This is a genomic window from Pistricoccus aurantiacus (assembly GCF_007954585.1).
GTDB lineage: Bacteria > Pseudomonadota > Gammaproteobacteria > Pseudomonadales > Halomonadaceae > Pistricoccus > Pistricoccus aurantiacus.
This window is the reverse complement of the sequence record NZ_CP042382.1, coordinates 3,558,572-3,575,078: the sequence shown is the minus strand read 5'-3', so window position 1 is coordinate 3,575,078 and position 16,507 is coordinate 3,558,572. Positions and strand designations below refer to the sequence as shown.

Annotated in this window: 13 protein-coding genes and 1 pseudogene; 11 read left to right on the top strand and 3 right to left on the bottom strand. The window is 62.2% G+C overall.

Translation table 11 applies throughout. From position 1 onward, the window contains the following. Positions 1 to 82 precede the first annotated feature (82 nt). Complete coding sequence (locus FGL86_RS16885) at positions 83 to 517, top strand: universal stress protein (protein WP_186764434.1); 435 nt, start codon at positions 83 to 85, stop codon at positions 515 to 517. 112 nt (positions 518 to 629) lie between these two features. On the opposite strand, the gene FGL86_RS16880 is transcribed toward FGL86_RS16885, so the two are convergent. Then, positions 630 to 1,823 carry an RtcB family protein gene (locus FGL86_RS16880; protein ID WP_147185855.1) on the bottom strand — a complete coding sequence of 398 codons (1,194 nt, stop codon included), beginning with the start codon at positions 1,821 to 1,823 and terminating at the stop codon, positions 630 to 632. Between the two features lie 86 nt (positions 1,824 to 1,909). Here FGL86_RS16880 and FGL86_RS16875 point away from each other — a divergent pair, with 86 nt between their 5' ends. The 3 genes and pseudogenes from FGL86_RS16875 (at position 1,910) to FGL86_RS18430 (ending at position 3,307) form a co-directional block, all read left to right on the top strand. Next, on the top strand, positions 1,910 to 2,848 hold the full coding sequence (locus FGL86_RS16875) for an IS630 family transposase (protein WP_246131815.1): 939 nt from the start codon (positions 1,910 to 1,912) through the stop codon (positions 2,846 to 2,848). Between the two features lie 128 nt (positions 2,849 to 2,976). Next, positions 2,977 to 3,123, top strand: a pseudogene (locus FGL86_RS16870) (IS5/IS1182 family transposase); the annotation flags it as partial. Between the two features lie 46 nt (positions 3,124 to 3,169). Next, positions 3,170 to 3,307 (top strand): DUF6858 family protein, encoded by a 138-nt coding sequence (locus tag FGL86_RS18430; protein WP_425468299.1) that lies wholly within the window; start codon positions 3,170 to 3,172, stop codon positions 3,305 to 3,307. A 6-nt stretch (positions 3,308 to 3,313) separates the two neighbouring features. On the opposite strand, the gene FGL86_RS16865 is transcribed toward FGL86_RS18430, so the two are convergent. Continuing rightward, complete coding sequence (locus tag FGL86_RS16865) at positions 3,314 to 4,519, bottom strand: cation:proton antiporter (protein ID WP_147185853.1); 1,206 nt, start codon at positions 4,517 to 4,519, stop codon at positions 3,314 to 3,316. Positions 4,520 to 4,691: 172 nt separating this feature from the next. On the opposite strand from FGL86_RS16865, the gene FGL86_RS16860 reads away from it, so the two are divergent. The 7 genes from FGL86_RS16860 (at position 4,692) to FGL86_RS16830 (ending at position 15,237) form a co-directional block, all read left to right on the top strand. Beyond that, positions 4,692 to 5,303 carry a TetR/AcrR family transcriptional regulator gene (locus tag FGL86_RS16860; RefSeq protein WP_147185852.1) on the top strand — a complete coding sequence of 204 codons (612 nt, stop codon included), beginning with the start codon at positions 4,692 to 4,694 and terminating at the stop codon, positions 5,301 to 5,303. Beyond that, positions 5,300 to 6,658: an efflux RND transporter periplasmic adaptor subunit gene (locus FGL86_RS16855; RefSeq protein WP_147185851.1), complete on the top strand. Its 1,359-nt coding sequence runs from the start codon at positions 5,300 to 5,302 to the stop codon at positions 6,656 to 6,658. The genes FGL86_RS16860 and FGL86_RS16855 overlap by 4 nt, the downstream gene beginning before the upstream one ends. Then, entirely contained in the window at positions 6,655 to 9,783 is a 3,129-nt protein-coding gene (locus FGL86_RS16850) for an efflux RND transporter permease subunit (RefSeq protein WP_147185850.1), read from the top strand. The genes FGL86_RS16855 and FGL86_RS16850 overlap by 4 nt, the downstream gene beginning before the upstream one ends. A gap of 15 nt (positions 9,784 to 9,798) precedes the next feature. After that, a complete protein-coding gene (locus FGL86_RS16845) occupies positions 9,799 to 10,323 on the top strand; it encodes a cytochrome c (protein WP_147185849.1) in 525 nt (174 codons plus the stop codon). 165 nt (positions 10,324 to 10,488) lie between these two features. Next, on the top strand, positions 10,489 to 12,906 hold the full coding sequence (locus FGL86_RS16840) for a Lon protease family protein (RefSeq protein WP_147185848.1): 2,418 nt from the start codon (positions 10,489 to 10,491) through the stop codon (positions 12,904 to 12,906). After that, positions 12,890 to 13,741 (top strand): hypothetical protein, encoded by an 852-nt coding sequence (locus FGL86_RS16835; protein ID WP_147185847.1) that lies wholly within the window; start codon positions 12,890 to 12,892, stop codon positions 13,739 to 13,741. The genes FGL86_RS16840 and FGL86_RS16835 overlap by 17 nt, the downstream gene beginning before the upstream one ends. A 77-nt stretch (positions 13,742 to 13,818) precedes the next feature. Next, the gene (locus FGL86_RS16830; RefSeq protein WP_147185846.1) at positions 13,819 to 15,237 is read left to right on the top strand and encodes a dihydrolipoyl dehydrogenase; all 1,419 of its coding nucleotides are present in this window, start codon (positions 13,819 to 13,821) and stop codon (positions 15,235 to 15,237) included. On the opposite strand, the gene FGL86_RS16825 is transcribed toward FGL86_RS16830, so the two are convergent. After that, positions 15,207 to 16,430 (bottom strand): cation diffusion facilitator family transporter, encoded by a 1,224-nt coding sequence (locus FGL86_RS16825; RefSeq protein ID WP_147185845.1) that lies wholly within the window; start codon positions 16,428 to 16,430, stop codon positions 15,207 to 15,209. The genes FGL86_RS16830 and FGL86_RS16825 overlap by 31 nt on opposite strands. Between the last annotated feature and the right edge of the window lie 77 nt (positions 16,431 to 16,507).

Here is a 16,507-nt window from a genome sequence, read left to right as displayed (position 1 = left end):
TGTAGATTTATCGCTGTTACGCTAACTTGGCTACTAGGCATGAAGCATTGCTATCACGCATATTTCGGAGGCGCATATGTATATGTATCAGTCAATTCTGGTGCCCATCGACGGCTCAGCCCATTCCTGCACGGCGCTCAAACTAGCTGCCAGTCTGGTCGATACCGCTGAAGGAAGCCTATACGTCCTCAATGTACAGGAGCCGCCCCTTGCGGAGGATGCCATGGGCCGGGCTGCCGGAGTCATAGCCACCAATGCGGAAGCAATGGTGCAGCCGGCCGGGCTGGCCGTTATCGAACAGGCCTGTCAGCAGGTCGGTCTCGACAACAAGCAGTTGCAACCCGTCGTGCGAGCGGGTCAGCCGGCGCAGACCATCGTAGCGGAGGCGGAACGCCTGGGTGTCGATGCGGTGGTGATGGGAAGCCGCGGAAACAGCAATATCAGAAGTCTAGTCCTCGGCAGTGTTTCCCACCGTGTGCTGCATGTGGCGCCCTGTGCTGTGGTCGTCGTGCGCTAGCTCGCTCGCTTTTTGAGAGTAAAATCGCTGAGGGCATCCGAGCCGTCGAGTATCTGGTGTAGGGTGCCCGTTTGCCTGGTATTGGAAGTGTCGACGGTTATGCTCTTTACCGTTATTCGGCCATACATACGATCAGTGGACGTAGTGTGTGCAGGATTTTTATTGTCCCTTCATGTGCTTCCAGCACTTCCGACAATTCCTTATAAACTTCCGGTGCTTCGTCGGCGCTCGCTCCTCTTAAAATAACGCCTTTCTTTTCTATTCGGTCTTTTACATCGTCGAAGTTTACCGCACCACCTTCGTGCACATATTCTACAAATTCGTAGGTAGCCCCGTCCGGTCTTGTTCTTTCGGTCTTGACTTTACGCCTTTTGCCTTTGGCTTGAGTTCGCGACATGACGCGCCCGGCTCCATGCACGGTTGAGTAGAAAATTTCTCGGGATTCATCACTGTCCACACCCATCAAGACTACCGAGTCATCTTCCATGGATGCCCCGACAAATCCTCGCTGGTTGGGAAATGCCGGGGTTGCTCCTTTTCGCACGATCCAGTAATTTTCGCCGTCATGCTCTTCGAGCCAGGCGTAGTTATGATGATTGTGGACTTCGTCGATGATCTCCCCACCGAGGATTTTCACCACGGTATCGCACACCCAGTCTCGGCCGGCATAGGCGTAAACTCCCGCCAGTTTCATACAGGCGATGTAGTCCTGACCTGCCTCCGAATTCACATCTAACGTATGGGGCGTTTCATCCATGATATTCAGATTGTCGCCGGCCAATTCCATGAAATGCGACGCGATACTATGCCCCAGGTTTCTTGATCCAAAATGAACGCCAACCCAGGTGTTGCCGCTTTCATCCGTAAAAACATCCACATAGTGATTGCCGGCGCCAATCGAGCCAAGCTGCGCTTGTGCGATTGTCTTCAGTCGGGGGGAGCTCTTCAGAAAATTGGACTCGTCCCAGACCGGGTCATCGAACAACTCATGTTCCACGGTGGTTTTATTTTCTCCACCGACTCCAAAAGATAAAGTTTCAAAGATGGTATCGGCTAAAGGCTCCAACCTGTCTTCGATATCTTCCAATTTTAAATTGGTCTTGACCGCCTTGTTGCCGCAGGCAATGTCGAACCCGACGCCGGCAGGGGGTATTCTATCCTTGTAGACGCCGACTCCGCCTACCGGCATGCCGTAACCTTTGTGATTGTCCGCCATGAGCAGCATGGCTTCTGCCTCAACAAGGCAGTTTTCTGCTTGCTTTATTGCTCCTTCTTCTGCATTACCCTTTATTACAATCTTTTTCATATCGACTCCTTGAGTATTACTGACGATACAGGAACTTCATAATGGCATGCCTGTCGACCGAGGACACACACTGACACGTGATCGCTATGCTACAGGACTCCGCTCACGCCTATCGCCGTTCCCTTGCCGTCAAGTGGGTCGAGGACGGCATGAGCCAATCGGAAGCCGCCCGACGCCTGGAGGTTACCCAAGGCGCTGTCAGCCAATGGGTCGCTCGAGCGCGCCAGGGCGGCGAAGCGGCCCTCAAGACCCAACCGCGATCCGGTCGGCCGCCACGCCTGCCTGCCGAGCTCGTGCCTCGGGTGTTGGCGGCACTGAAAGCGCTGGGCCCGGAAGGCTTCGGCTACGAGGATCAGCGCTGGACGACGCAACGTATCGCCGATGCCATCGCACGCCTGACCGATGTCCGTTACAGCACCTCGAAGATCAGTGACCTGCTTCGGCAATGGGGCTGGACCTGGCAAGTGCCCAAACGCCGGGATAGCCGACGCGATGAGGCCACCATCGACCACTGGCGAGCGCAGCTCTGGCCGGCATTAAAAAAACAGGCCGAGGTCCGGAGCGAAACGCTGATCTTCGTCGATGAGTCGAGCTTTCACCTCTGCTCGCCTCATGTGAAGACGTTTGCCCCGGTGGGCCAGACGCCGGTCGTCAAGGGCAAGCGCGGCCAGTCGCCGCGTCACACGGTGATCGGCGCCGTCTCGACCGAAGGACGCAGCTATTTCCAGTGGACGTCGAGCACGGTGAAAGGAGTCGATATCGTCGCCTTCCTGAAGACACTGCTGCGCTATTGGCCAGGCAAGCTGTGTATCGTCTGGGACAATGCGCCGGGGCACCGTTGTCGCGCCTTACGCGCCCGAGTTGAATCCCATCGAAGCAGTATGGAGTTGGCTGAAACGCCGCTGTGCCAATCGGGCGTTCAGGAGTGCCCTGACACTGGGGAGTGGCTACACCGCACCACCCGCTGGATCAAACGCTATCGTGGCTGGGTTCAGCGGCTTTTGCGGGCCTCACCCATTTATTAGGAAGTTTATGGAAGGTCAGTAAAATAAAAAGACTTAAGGAAACGCTGCATAAATCTCACTACAGCTGCCTGATCGCCACCGGCGAGATAGAATCTCACCTTCCTGCCACCGTCTGACAGAGCCGTCCGATGAAACAAATCTCGTTCGCCCAGGTTGAGTACCAGAACAAGAAGAAAACCACCCGCCGCGAGCGGTTTCTGGCCCGGATGGATGTGTTGGTGCCCTGGCAACGGCTGATCGAGGCGCTGTCGCCATCTTATTTCCCCAACCCTGCCTGAAAGCGGGACCGCCGAGGACATTCGCGCCACCAAATATCTGACCATGGCGCCTCGACCGTGCTCGATCGGCGTCTGCGAACTCGAGAACCGTTTCGTCATCACCTTTCTTGAGGCCCCCAATCCAGCAATGGACGAGACCATGCCTGAGTGGGCCGGGGCGTTGGCAAAAAATGAGCCGTAAGCGTTGTCATGCTGACCGCGTCAGCAGACGCCCCAGCAGCGGCGGCGTGAACAGACAGGTCGCCAGTGCCACTACCGCCATGGCGCCATAGAGTTCGGCGTCGATTGCCCAGGGGCCGAGTTGATAGGCCTGGTGCACGATGACCATGGCTATCTCGGCACGCGGCAACATGCTGATGGCGATAAGCCATGCCGACTTCCGGTCGGTCATCAGCCACGCGGGCAGATAGGTGCCGATCAGCTTGCCGGCCACCGCGGCGATCAGCAGCACCAGACCGACACCGAGCGCCGGTAGAATCAGCGTCGGGTCGAGGTGTAGACCGATGGCGACGAAGAAGTAAGGTGTGAAGAAGTCGTAGAGTAGGTCGTAGGCACCATTGGAGCGCACCTGTTCCGGATAGGCGCTGAAGACGATCCCGGCGAACAGCGCTCCTACTGCCAGAGAGAACCCTAGCACTTCGGCGATACCGGCGATCACCGCGCCGAGGGCAATCACGGTGAGCAGGTGCTCCGGGGTCCGTTCCCAGCGATGCAGGAAGCGATAGAGCCGCGGAGTGAGGTAGCGGGCGAACAGCCAGCAGAAGATGACGAAGCCACCAAAGAGCAGCGCCAGTTCGCCTGCGGCGGCACCTACCGAGAGCCAGAAAGCGCCATTCCCGTCCTTGAGCACCGGCAGCACCGCAAACAGCAGGGCCATCAGCACGATGCCCGAGATGTCGTCGAGTTCGGCCACATCGACGGTAAGTGTGCCGGCGTCGCTGTTCAGGACGCCGGCATCTTCCCAGACCGGAATGATCACGCCGATGCTGGTCGCGGTCAGAGCGACGGCGATTACCAGCGAGGGTATCAGTTCCAGTCCGAGCACCCACTGCGCTACCGCATAGCCCATGAGTCCCGCGATGGCGATATTGCCCAACCAGATCACGCTAGCGCTTGGCAGTTTGGCGAGCAGCCGACGTGGATCAAGCCCCAGTCCCACGCGAAACAGCAGGGCCACCAGCCCCAACTGCGCGAGTAGTTCGATTCCCACCTCGGTCTCCGCCGTGAGCATGCCGACGTTCGCATCCAGAGTAGCGATACCGATACCCAGCAGCAGAAACCCTACCAATGGCGGTATGCCGATACGCTCGCACCCGGTGCGCAGGAGCATGGCCGCCGCGGTCGAGAGTCCGATGAAAAGGATCAAGAGCGTGGTGGTCGAGGGGCCGTCCATGTCGATGACTCCAGATGAAAAACGGTAGGTTTGTCAGTTTGTGGCATGAGCATTCAGAGGTCGATAATCTTCCGGCATGGCGAATGATACGCCACGAAATGCGAAGCCAAGATAGAAAAGGTCAAGGTTCCCGGCTAAGATAGTAACTGGTTACTATCTTTTGGGGAAAACCATGACACGAACTCGTCACCTGCCTGCTGAAGAACGCAAGGAGTTGACCGTGCGTACCGTGGTGGAGCTGTGCGCGGAGCAGGATCCCGCACGCATTACCACGGCTGCCATCGCCGAGCGCATGAAGGTAACCCAGGGGGCGCTGTTTCGCCATTTCAGCAGCAAGGACGAGATCTGGCAGGCGGTCATGGCCTGGGTCGCCGAGCAGGTCATGCGGCGTCTCGACAAGACCGTGGCTCGGGACGGGACGTCGCTGGCGACCTTGGAGGCCATGTTCATGGCACACATCGATTTCATCACCGAACATCCCGGGGTACCGCGCCTGATGCTGGGACAGTTGCAGCACGCAGAGCCGACGCCTGCCACGCGCCTGGTACGCTCCATATTGGCCAGGTACCGCGAACGGCTTGCGGCTCTTCTGACTAGAGGCAAGGCAAGCGGTGAACTGCGTGGCGACCTGGATATCGAGGCGGCGGCGACCCAGTTCATCGGCACTCTGCAGGGACTGGTGGTGCAGTCGCTGATCGCCGGGAACGTGCAGCGCATCGCGGAGCAGGCGCCGGGGGCCTTCCTGCTCTATCGACGTGGCATTCAGGCCGGAGAGGCGTCATGAAAAAAGTTTGGGGGCGAGGACTGTTTATCGCGCTGGGTCTGGTAGTGGGGATCGGTCTGGTAGTGTGGTTCGTGGCCAATCGACAGGCGCCTTCGCGAGATGAGGCCGTCGCGACCGCACCGACGGTGCGAGTCATCGAGGCTGGGCTAATGCCTCTCGCCGTCGAGGCCCGGGGTTACGGCACTGCACGTCCCGCACGGCGCTGGGATGCCATCGCCAACGTGCCGGGCCGGGTCGTCGAGCGCCATCCCGGACTGGAAAGCGGCACGCTACTGACGAAAGACACCCTGATGCTGGAGATCGATCCCAGCCGCTATCGGCTGGCCGAGGCCGAGGCCAAAGCGGAGCTGGCCAGTCTAGCCGCGGAGCAGGCCCAGCTGGAAATGGAGGCCGAAAACACGGGGCGACTGCTTGCCTTGGAGCGCGAGCGTCTGCGTTTGGCAGAACAGGAGTTGGCGCGTATCCGACGCCTGGCGAATAGCGGTTCGGTGTCGCGTTCTCGCCTGGATACGGAAGAGCGTGCAGCGCTTTCTCAACGCCAGACCGTGCAGTCGTTGGAAAATGAATTACAGCTGATTCCCTCGCGACGCCAGCGCCTGGAAGCCCGGGCCGAACAGGCATCCACCAGACTGGCGCAGGCCCGCCAGGATCTCGAAGACACTCGTTTCGTCGCGCCCTTTGATCTGCGCCTGGGGGAGGTCGAAGCAGAGCTTCATCAGTACATCAACGCCGGTCAGCGATTGTTCAGCGCCGACGGCATCGAGGCCGCCGAGGTAGTGGCCCAGGTGCCGATGGACATGCTGCGCCGCCTGCTCGGTACCCAGACCGTTCGCGATGCGGATGACGAGACCTTGGACATCGCCCAGCGCCTGGATTTCTCCGTCATCGAGGCCGAGGTGTCCCTGGTGGCCGGGAAAGGGGCTCGCTGGCCGGCCCGGGTCGTGCGGATCGCCAACGGCCTGGATCCGGCCACCCGTACCGCCCAGGTCGTGGTGCGAATTGACGATCCCTACCGGCAGGTGTCGCCGTTGACGAGCCCTGCGCTGGTGCGGGACATGTATGTGCAGGTACGACTGGCGGCCAGCTCACCGGAGCCGGTGATGGTGGTGCCGGCCGCGGCGGTTCATCAGGGAGAGGTCTACCTGGTTGACGAGCAGCAGCGACTGGAGCGTCGCTCGGTAAGGGTCGCCTTCGAGCAGCATGACCTGGCGGTGATCGCCGAGGGGCTTTCCATCGGCGAAACCGTGATCGTGGATGACTTGGTGCCGGCGATCAACGGCATGACCATCGATCCGCGGCGCGACGAGGCATTGACACGAAGTCTTCGTCGCCAAGCGCTGGGGGAAACGCCATGATTCGCTGGTTCGCCGGTCACCCCACCGCCGCCAACCTCCTGCTGATCCTATTGCTGGCGGTAGGACTGTTCGCCGTTCCGGGCCTCAAGCGCGAGACCTTTCCCGATTACCTGCCCGGCGAGGTAAGCATCGAGGTGGCATATCGCGGCGCCACCGCGGCTGACGTCGAGGACGAGATCTGTCGCCGTTTGGAGGACGCTCTGAAAGGCGTGGACTTCCTCGATGAATTCGTCTGCGTGGCTCAGGACAACCTGGCCAGCGCCACGGCCACCATGGAAGACGAAGGCAATATCGGTCGCTTCCTGGACGATATTTCCACCGAAGTCGAGGCCATCACCGACTTCCCCGAACAGGCCGAACCCGCAGTGGTGCGTGAGCTACATCGCAGCGATCTGGTGGCGGCGGTGGCGGTCGGCGGCGACATGCCGCTGTCCGATCTGGAGAATTATGCCAAGACCTTGGAGGATAGATTGCTGCGCCTGCCCGGCGTCGCCAAGGTCGATATTCAGGGGCTCTCCCAGCGCCAATGGCAGATCGAGATTCCCCAGGAAGCGTTGGGGCAGTATGGGCTGTCGGCAAGCGAGCTGGCGGCGATCCTCTCCCACCAGAATATCGATATGCCACTGGGTATTCTGGAAACCCCAAACCAGGACATCCAACTGCGTTTCACCGACCAGCGTCATGCTCTTCGTGAGCTGCAAGATGTGGTGGTCGTCTCCGGCGCCGAGGGTGGCGAGCTGACCCTGGGACAGATCGCCACTCTTCGGGAGAACGTCGAACGCGAGGAAGAAAAGATCTGGTTCGACGGCCAGCGTGCTCTGGTGCTGGAAGTGCACAAGACCCTGCGCGACGACGCCCTGGACGTGATGAATGCCCTGCAATCCGTGGTCGAGAAGGAGCGCCAGCGCCTGGACGGTGATGTATCGCTGATCCTGACCCAGGACATGACCAGCATCGTGCGCGACCGCCTGCAGATGCTGGTCGAGAACGGCATCATCGGCTTCGTGCTGGTGGTGCTGGTGATGAGCCTGTTCTTCCGGCCTCGGTTGGCGCTGTGGGCGGTGCTGGGGCTGCCGGTGGCCTTCCTCGGTGCCTTCGCGGTGATGGGCCTGGCCGGACTGTCACTCAACATGATTACCTTGGTGGCGCTGCTGATGGCAATCGGCATCGTCATGGACGATGCTATCGTGATCACCGACAACATTGCCGCCCGTGCCAAGAAGGGCGCCGCTCCTATGGAGGCGGTGGTCGAAGGCACTCGCGGCGTGCTGCCTGGCGTGCTGTCATCCTTTTTGACCACGGTAGCCGTCTTCCTGCCGCTTTCCTTTCTCGCCGGCGAACTGGGTGATGTGCTTGAAGTGCTGCCGGTGGCCTTGATCGCTGCCTTGGCGGCAAGCCTGATCGAAGCCTTCTTCATCCTTCCCCACCACCTGAAAGGCAGTCTTCATCGCCTGCAGGCCGAGCCGTCGCGGCTGCGCGCCGGCTTCGAACGTCGCTTCGAGGCATTTCGGGAGGGAGTCGGGCGTCTGGCTGATGCGGCGATTCGCTGGCGTTATGCCTTGTTGGGAAGCGTGCTGATTCTGTTGCTGGGCTCCGGCGGCTATCTTGTCGGGGGCCATATCGGCAGCGAAGCCATGCCGGAAATCGACGGTGACGTACTCGAGGCGCGTATTCTGATGCCTCAGGGCACGCCGCTGTCACGTACCGAAGCGGTGGCGTCCCGCGTAGAGGAGGCCCTGCGCGAGGTCGATGCGCGGCTGACGCCAGAGCAACCGGATGAAACGCCTCTGGTGCGTGCCGTTCAGGTACGCTTCAACCACAATCCCAGCGCTCGGGAGGCCGGCGCTCACGTCGCCACGGTGATGGTCGACCTGCTCACCGCGGAGCGGCGTAATGTGAGTCTGGATAAGCTGACCGCACTCTGGCGCCGCGAGATTGGCGATATACCCGGGCTGCTCAGCCTGATCATTCAGGAGCCGGGGTTCGGGCCGGCGGGCATCCCTATCGAAGTGCGTCTACAGGGGGAGAACCTGGATGAACTGAAGGCCGCTTCTCTGGAGTTCTCCGAGCATCTTGCCGGCTATACGGGCGTGTACAGCGTCATCGACGACCTGCGTCCCGGCAAGCCGGAGCGCCGACTGTCCTTGGCCGAAGGCGCCCACGGGCTTGGGCTGACCGCCGAAGAGATCGCCGCGCAGCTGCGGGCCGCCATGCTCGGGCAAATCAGCGATACCCTGCGCATCGGCCAGCGGGACGTGGAAATCCTGGTGCGTCACGCCGAGCAGGATCGACAGAGCCTGGATGATCTTCAGGACTTGACCGTGCAGCTCCCGGGAGGAGGCCGAGTGCCCCTTGAAGTAGTCGCGAACATCGAGAAGGCGCGTGGCTGGGCGCGCATCACCCGCGTCGATGGCCAGCGTACCGTTTCCGTGACCGCCGACGTGGATGCGACATCGGCCAATGCCCAGGCGATCGTCGACGATATTCGCCGGCACTGGCTGCCGGATTTCCAGGCGCGCCATCCTGATGTGGCGGTCGCTTTCGAGGGCCAGGTCGCCCGCTCAGCGGAAACCGGTGGCTCCATTCGTCGCGCGCTGCTGATCGGGCTGATCGGCATCTTCGTGATTCTCTCCTTCCAGTTCAGAAGCTACGTCGAACCGCTGATCGTCATGCTGTCGATCCCTCTGGCCTTCGTCGGCGCGCTATGGGGCCATGTGCTGATGGGCTTCTATCTCTCCATGCCCTCCTTGATCGGCGCGGCGTCCCTGGCGGGCATCGTGGTCAACAATGCCATCCTGCTGATTCATTTCATCAAGAGCTACCGTGCCTCGGGGCAATCCGCCATCGCTGCGGCGGGTCAGGCCAGTCGCGATCGCCTGCGTGCTATTTTGATCTCCTCGAGCACTACCATCGCCGGACTGCTGCCGCTGCTGGCCGAGACCAGCGCTCAGGCAGCGGCGGTGCAACCGCTGGTGATCGCCGTGGTGTTCGGCCTGTTGAGCTCCACGGTGCTAGTGTTGGTGGTGATACCGGCGCTATATGTGATCTTCGACGACCTGGGCTGGGCGCGGATAGAAGATCCCGCATCACCAGATACATTAACCGATGTAGGCAAACCAACGTGAAACGAGGTGTAGATCATGAACAAGAGACAAACATACCGAGGAGCCTTCCTGTCGGTTGTCCTGCTGGCGAGCCTGGCATTCAGCGGATCTGTCATTGCCGCGAAGCCGGTGGGACCTGACCTGACCGATAAGCTGCGCGGGCTGCTGGTCAAGGAGATGGTCGAGATCGAGGCGGCGATGCAGGAAACCTATAGCGCCATCATCCAGGGCAGGCATGACGAGGTGGCGCAAAAGGGCCAGGCTATCCACGATAGCTTCATCCTCGAGCAGTCCCTGACCGAGCAGGATGAACAGGATCTGAAAGCGGTGGTGCCCCAGGAATTCCTGCAAATGGACGAGCATTTCCATCAGCTGTCGGCGTCCCTGGCCGAGGCGGGAAAACGACAGGATACCCAGGCTCAGGTCGATACCTTTAACCGCATGACCGAATCCTGTGTGGCCTGCCACAGTCGCTATGTGACGGACCGCTTCGAGGGTCTGGAGGACCAGTCATTTCCCATGAGTTGGGGGCAGAAAGCAGACGAAGTCAACGAGCAATGATTCACGAAAATCGCCGGCATCATGCCTTGACGTGATGCCGGCGTTACGTCGACGTCGGCCAGACAAGCGGATCGCTTTCCATGCGACGGCTTCTTGCACCTGGCTTGAAGGCGCTGACCCATCAACTATTCTCGAACGAGATACGCTCAGGGACATGAGGAAACCATGACCGCTCACCCCGAACCGCTTGCCGCCGACAGGCTCTATCGGCACTGCGACCCGGATTCGCTGGATTTCGAGACCAGTGACGAACTGGGGCCACTCGATCAGCTAATCGGCCAGGATCGGGCCCTGGAGGCGCTGCGTTTCGGCACCGGTATCCAGGGACTGGGATACAACCTGTTCGTGCTGGGGCCGTCTGGTGTGGGCAAGCACGAGATCGTGAAGCGCTTTCTTCACGAACGTTCCCGTCAGGCGCCGGCGCCTTCCGACTGGTGCTACCTGCACGATTTCAAGCAGGGCAGCCATCCGCGCCTCATTGAACTGCCGGCGGGGAAGGGCGCGCGCTTTCGTCGCGACCTGGAGCAACTGGTAGAGGAATTGCAGCATGCCATTCCCGCCACCTTCGAGAGCGACGAGTACCAGAGCCGTCTGCACGAGATCCAGCAGGAGCTCGGCCAGCGCCAGAGCGAGGCCTTTCGCGAGATCGGCAAGGAGGCCGAGCAGGAGCATATCGCCCTGATCCAGTCCCCCAACGGCTTCAGCTTCGCCCCGCGTAACGACGAGGGCGAGGTGATGGACCTGGAAGCGTTTCAGGCGCTGCCGGAAGAGCGTCGCCAGGCCATCCAGCGCACCATCGCCGCGCTGCAGGAGAAACTGCAGAAGACGATTCAGCAGATGCCGCGCTGGCGCAAGGAAGTGCAGCAGCGCGTCCTTGCGCTCAACGAGGAGATGGCCGCGGCCTCGGTGGGACCGCTGCTCGAGGAGCTGCGCGAGGCCTATCGCGATCACCCCCGAGTCGTCGAGCACGTCAACGCCATCCAGCAGGACGTGACCGAGAACGTCAATGCGCTTATCAGCCAGGAGGCGCGCAGCAACGGTTCCATGGCGTCGGTCTTCAGCCGCTATCAGGCCAATCTGCTGGTGGACAACGCCGAGCAGCAGGGTGCGCCGGTGGTCTACGAGGACATGCCGACCTATCAGCACCTGGTGGGGAGGGTGGAACACCAGGTGCATCAGGGGGCGCTGCTGACTGACTTTCGCCTGATCCGGGCCGGGGCGCTGCATCGCGCCAACGGCGGCTACCTGATCCTCGACGCCGCCAAGGTGCTCACCCAGCCCTTCGTCTGGGAGAGCCTCAAGCGTGCCCTCTACGGGGCGCGGGTAAAGATCGAGTCCCTGGAGCGGCTTTACAGCCTCGTCAGCACCGTCTCCCTGGAGCCTGAGCCCATGCCGCTGGATCTCAAGGTCGTGCTGATCGGCAATCGCATGCTCTACTACCTGCTGTGCGCCTACGACCCGGATTTCCTGGAGCTGTTCAAGGTGCAGGCGGATCTCGAGGAGGACGTGCAGCGCGACGCGGACACCCAGCGACTCTATGCGCGCCTGTTCGCCACCCTGGCCCGGGAGGCGAACCTCAAGGCCCTGGGGCGTGACGCCGTGGCACGGCTCATCGAGCATGCCAGCCGTCTCGCCGACGACAGCGAGCGCCTGTCCGTCCACCGCCGTGCCTTTCGCGATCTGCTGCGGGAGGCGGACTACTGGGCCGCTCGGGCGGGAAGCGATCGGGTCACCGCCGAGCATGTGCAAGAGGCCATCGACCAGCAGATCTACCGCGCCTCACGGGTGCACGAAAGCATGGAGCGCTCGATTCTGCGCGACATCATGCTCATCGACACCGCCGGGGAGGCCTTGGGCCAGGTCAACGGCCTGTCGGTGATCCAGCTTGGCAGCCATGCCTTCGGGCGCCCCACCCGCATCACCGCCACGGCGCGGCCCGGGCGCGGCGGCCTGGTGGATATCGAGCGCGAGGCCAAGCTGGGCGGCAACATCCACTCCAAGGGGGTGATGATCCTGTCGCGCCTGCTGGCCTCGCGCTACGCCGGTGAGTCGGCGCTGTCCCTATCGGCGAGCCTGGCCTTCGAGCAGTCCTACGGCATGGTCGACGGCGACAGCGCCTCCGTGGCGGAGTTCTGCGCCTTGCTCTCGGTGCTCGCCAGGGCGCCGCTGCACCAATCCCTGGCGGTGACCGGTTCCGTCAACCAGCACGGGCAGGTGCAGGCGGTGGGCGGGGTCAACGAGAAGATCGAGGGATTTTTCGATATCTGCCAGGCGCGAGGGCTGGACGGCAGTCACGGCGTCCTGCTGCCCAGGGCCAACGTGGTGCACCTCATGCTGCGCGGCGATGTGCTCCAGGCGGCGCGTGACGGGCGTTTCAAGGTGTATCCGATCGATAGCGTGGATGAGGCCATCTGCCTGCTGACCGGCCTTATCGCCGGCGAGCGCGGAGCGGACGGCCGATTCCCCGCCGGCACTCTCAACCGTCGCGTCGCGGATCGCCTGGACGAGTTCGCCGAAATCGGCCGTCGACAGGCTGGCGGTGATAACCGACAGGATGCGAGCCGCCATGACGACTCACGATAACAACCGCCTGGTCCCGCGGGTCGTGGTGCTGCTCAACGGCAGCCGTCGCACCCAGTTGCTGCTCGACGAGGCCGCTCATTTGGCCAAGCGCGAAGGCGCGGAGCTCGTGGGGCTCTTTGTCGAGGACACGGAATTGCTGCGGGCCGCCAGCCTGCCTTTCGGCGGCGAGATCGGCCTGATTTCCGGAAACCTGCGCCCGGTGGCGCCGGAGACGCTGGAACGTCGCCTTCGCCAGCAGGCGGAACGACTTCAGGCGTTGCTCGCCGCCACGGCGGACCGCCATGCGCTGCGCTGGCGGCTCGAGATCAATCGCGACCGCCTCGAGGCGGCGGCCCTGGCCGCCACCATGGCGGACGATCTGCTCGTGCTCTATCGAGCCGGTTGGCACCATCCGACGGAAGGGGGCTTCGCCAGTCACGCCCTCAGCCGCATGCTCGGCGCCGCCCGCTGCCGGGTGATGATGCTCGGCGAGCAGGCTCCGCTGGGCGCACATCCCATTCTGGTCTTCCAGGCGTCGGACGAGGCCGGCCAGCGCGCCATGAACGAGGCGCTGCGCCTGGCGCTGATCACGAACCAGGAACTGCTGGTGCTGTTGCCCCGCGGTAGCGAACAGGACGAGCGCACCCGGGCGGTCATCGAAGCCTGGGGCGCGCGGCAGGGTCGACGTCCGCGCTGTATTCCCTTCGAGGGGAAAGATATCGCGACGCTTATCGCGCTGCTGCGTCGGGAGCGCGCCGGCGCGCTGGTCCTGCCCCGGGGGCATGCGCTGCTGCGCGGCGTGGCGGGAGAGCGACTGCTGGAGGCGAGTGATACCGCGCTGATCGTGGTTCCTTGAGTTTGAATCGTACCGAAATAGCCGGCCATGGCACGCTAGCCTTTGGCCGATACAACACCGTGAAAGAGGGAGGCAGCATGACACGACAAGCGAAGCTGGTGGTTCTGGGCGCCGGTACGGCAGGGCTGACCGCCCTGAGTGAAGCGTGGCGCTACACGGATGATGTGCTGCTGATCAACGCCGGCCCCTATGGCACGACTTGTGCGCGGGTCGGCTGCATGCCCTCGAAGGCGCTGCTCGAGGTCGCCCACGCCTACGGGCGTCGCGACTGGCTGGCGGAGAGCGGGATAGCCGGTACCCAGGCGCTCGAGGCCGATCTGGCCGCCGTCATGGTGCACGTTCGCAAGCTGCGCGATCGCTTCGTCGCCGGGCCGATCGACACCGCCGAATCCCTTGGCGAGCGCAATATTCACGGACAGCCGCGATTCCTCGACCCCACTACCCTTGAAGTCAACGGCGAGCGTATCCAGGCCGAGAAGGTGATCATCGCCACCGGCACCCGTCCCAATCTGCCCGAGGCCTGGCGCGCTCTCGGCGATCGCGTTGTGACCTCCGACGGTGTCTTTGAACTCAAGGCGCCAGGCAAGCGACTCGGGGTGGTCGGCCTGGGTCCGATCGGTGTGGAGCTGGGTCAGGCCTTCGCCCAGCTCGGCTGCGAGGTGCATGGATTCACCCGTGGGTCCAGCGTGGCGGGTCTGAGCGATCCGGATGTCAACGCCAGCCTGATCGAGGTGCTCGAGCGCCAGATGACGGTCATCACGGACGCGGATGTAACGCTGGACCAGGGCGACACGGGCGTGGTGATGCAGGGCGGCGGGCGAGAGGTCGAGGTCGACTGGGTGCTTGCCTCTCTGGGGCGGCGGCCCAATATCGAAGGCCTGGGACTCGAGAACCTGGACGTGGAGCTCGACGAGCGGGGCGTTCCCGTTTTCGACGCCTCGACCCTGCGAATCGCCGATCTGCCGATCTATATCACCGGCGATGTGAGTGGTCTGCGACCGCTGATGCACGAGGCGGCGGACGAGGGCCGTATCGCCGCCTATCATGCGCTGCATCCGGACGCGGAGTGTCTCCGTCGGCGCACGCCCCAGGCTATCGTCTTCACCGAACCTGGCGCCGGCCATGCGGGGCTGACTGGAGCGAAACTGCCACAGAGCGGCGTGGTAACCGGCAGCGCCGACTTCAGCCGACAGGGCCGAGCCCTGATGGCCGGGCGCAACGCGGGGCGCCTGCAGCTATACGCGGACGAACGCGATGGACGCCTGCTCGGCGCGGAACTGGTGGCCCCGGACGCGGAACACTTGTTGCATCTGCTGGCCTGGTCGATTCAGCAGGAAATGACCGTCGACCAGATATTGCAGATGCCGTTCTATCACCCGACCGTCGAAGAGGGGCTGCGCAGCGCCTTGCAGGCCGTTCGTCGCGAACTCGGCCAGCGGCGTACTCAGCCGGATCTGCCTCTGTGTCACGAGCCGGCGGCCTGGGCGCTGGGTTGAAGGGTGGTCTTGTCGTACCGTGATTCGCGAGACGTTGCCAATAGACAGCGGATGCTCTCGATATAAGTCAGCTGTACCGCCGCCCTCTGGAAACGGTCTTCGATCTCATCCAATTGGCAGGAGTCGACATGCTTTGCCGGAAGCTCCAGCACTACCTGCGCGCGGCTGCCGAGATAATGCAGGGTGACCCGAGACAGATAATCCGCTTCCGGCAGATCTACCCAGGCGTCCATCAGGTCCGCCAATATCTGATGTCGAAGCGGCGGGAGGGATGCCGCTGTATCGCTTGGCTTCTGGGTATCCACATGCACCAGGACTTCGCTGGCCTGGCTCGTCTGCTCGATCAAGCGGCGGCGGGCTTCCTCGCCGATGCGGTGTCCTTCGGAGACGCTGATCCAGGGGTCCACAAGCAGATGAACATCGATCAGCACCTTGCCCGCCATCAGTCGCGTGCGCAGATCGTGATGAGAGCGCACCCCATCCACCGTATCGATGACCTTGGCAAGTTCCTCTAAAGTTTGTGGATCGGCCCCCGTATCCACCAGTTCGCGAGTGGACTGCCAGACGAACTGCCAGCCCATGACGCCGAACATTGTAGCCACGATTATCGCAGCCACCGCATCGAGCCAGGTCAGCCCGACCAGGCCACCAGAAAAGGCGCCGATGACGATCAGGGAGGAAAGCGCGTCGGAGCGATGATGCCAGGCGTTCGCTTCGATTAGCCTGGAGCCGACTCGCCGTCCTACCCGCGCCGTATAGTGATAGAGCGCCTCGTTCGCCAACACGGAGATGATCGCCGCGGGTAGCACGACCCAGCTTGGCACCTGTAGTTGCGCGGGATCGAGTAGCCGCAGCACGGCATCATAAATGAAGCTACCGGCAACGATCAGCAGCATGACGCCGATCACCACCGTCGCGACGGTTTCGAACCGGGCATGCCCATAAGGGTGCTCCGCGTCCGCCGCCTTGCTGCCGGAATGGCTGGCGAACAGCACCACGGCATCACTGAGTAGATCCGAAAGCGAATGGATGCCGTCCGCCACCAATGCCTGGGAATGGCCGATGACACCGACCACAATCTTGATGCCCGCGAGCAAAAGATTGACCACCGCACCCACTAGGGTGATTCGTGTTTTAAGATGGCTTGTGTTGCGATCGGCGATGGTGGGCTTTTCCGCGGATGTCGTGTGCATGCCTGCTTGCCTTTACTGGAACCGGAACAACCCGGTTGCGATTGTCCCGATGTCGGCTCGAGTATCGCTCAACTTGA

Coding starts and splice junctions, on each gene's coding strand:
- FGL86_RS16885 (WP_186764434.1), top strand. CDS start 83: ATGTATCAGTCAATTCTGGTGCCCATCGACGGCTCAGCCCATTCCTGC.
- FGL86_RS16880 (WP_147185855.1), bottom strand. CDS start 1,823: ATGAAAAAGATTGTAATAAAGGGTAATGCAGAAGAAGGAGCAATAAAG.
- FGL86_RS16875 (WP_246131815.1), top strand. CDS start 1,910: ATGCTACAGGACTCCGCTCACGCCTATCGCCGTTCCCTTGCCGTCAAG.
- FGL86_RS18430 (WP_425468299.1), top strand. CDS start 3,170: ATGGCGCCTCGACCGTGCTCGATCGGCGTCTGCGAACTCGAGAACCGT.
- FGL86_RS16865 (WP_147185853.1), bottom strand. CDS start 4,519: ATGGACGGCCCCTCGACCACCACGCTCTTGATCCTTTTCATCGGACTC.
- FGL86_RS16860 (WP_147185852.1), top strand. CDS start 4,692: ATGACACGAACTCGTCACCTGCCTGCTGAAGAACGCAAGGAGTTGACC.
- FGL86_RS16855 (WP_147185851.1), top strand. CDS start 5,300: ATGAAAAAAGTTTGGGGGCGAGGACTGTTTATCGCGCTGGGTCTGGTA.
- FGL86_RS16850 (WP_147185850.1), top strand. CDS start 6,655: ATGATTCGCTGGTTCGCCGGTCACCCCACCGCCGCCAACCTCCTGCTG.
- FGL86_RS16845 (WP_147185849.1), top strand. CDS start 9,799: ATGAACAAGAGACAAACATACCGAGGAGCCTTCCTGTCGGTTGTCCTG.
- FGL86_RS16840 (WP_147185848.1), top strand. CDS start 10,489: ATGACCGCTCACCCCGAACCGCTTGCCGCCGACAGGCTCTATCGGCAC.
- FGL86_RS16835 (WP_147185847.1), top strand. CDS start 12,890: ATGACGACTCACGATAACAACCGCCTGGTCCCGCGGGTCGTGGTGCTG.
- FGL86_RS16830 (WP_147185846.1), top strand. CDS start 13,819: ATGACACGACAAGCGAAGCTGGTGGTTCTGGGCGCCGGTACGGCAGGG.
- FGL86_RS16825 (WP_147185845.1), bottom strand. CDS start 16,430: ATGCACACGACATCCGCGGAAAAGCCCACCATCGCCGATCGCAACACA.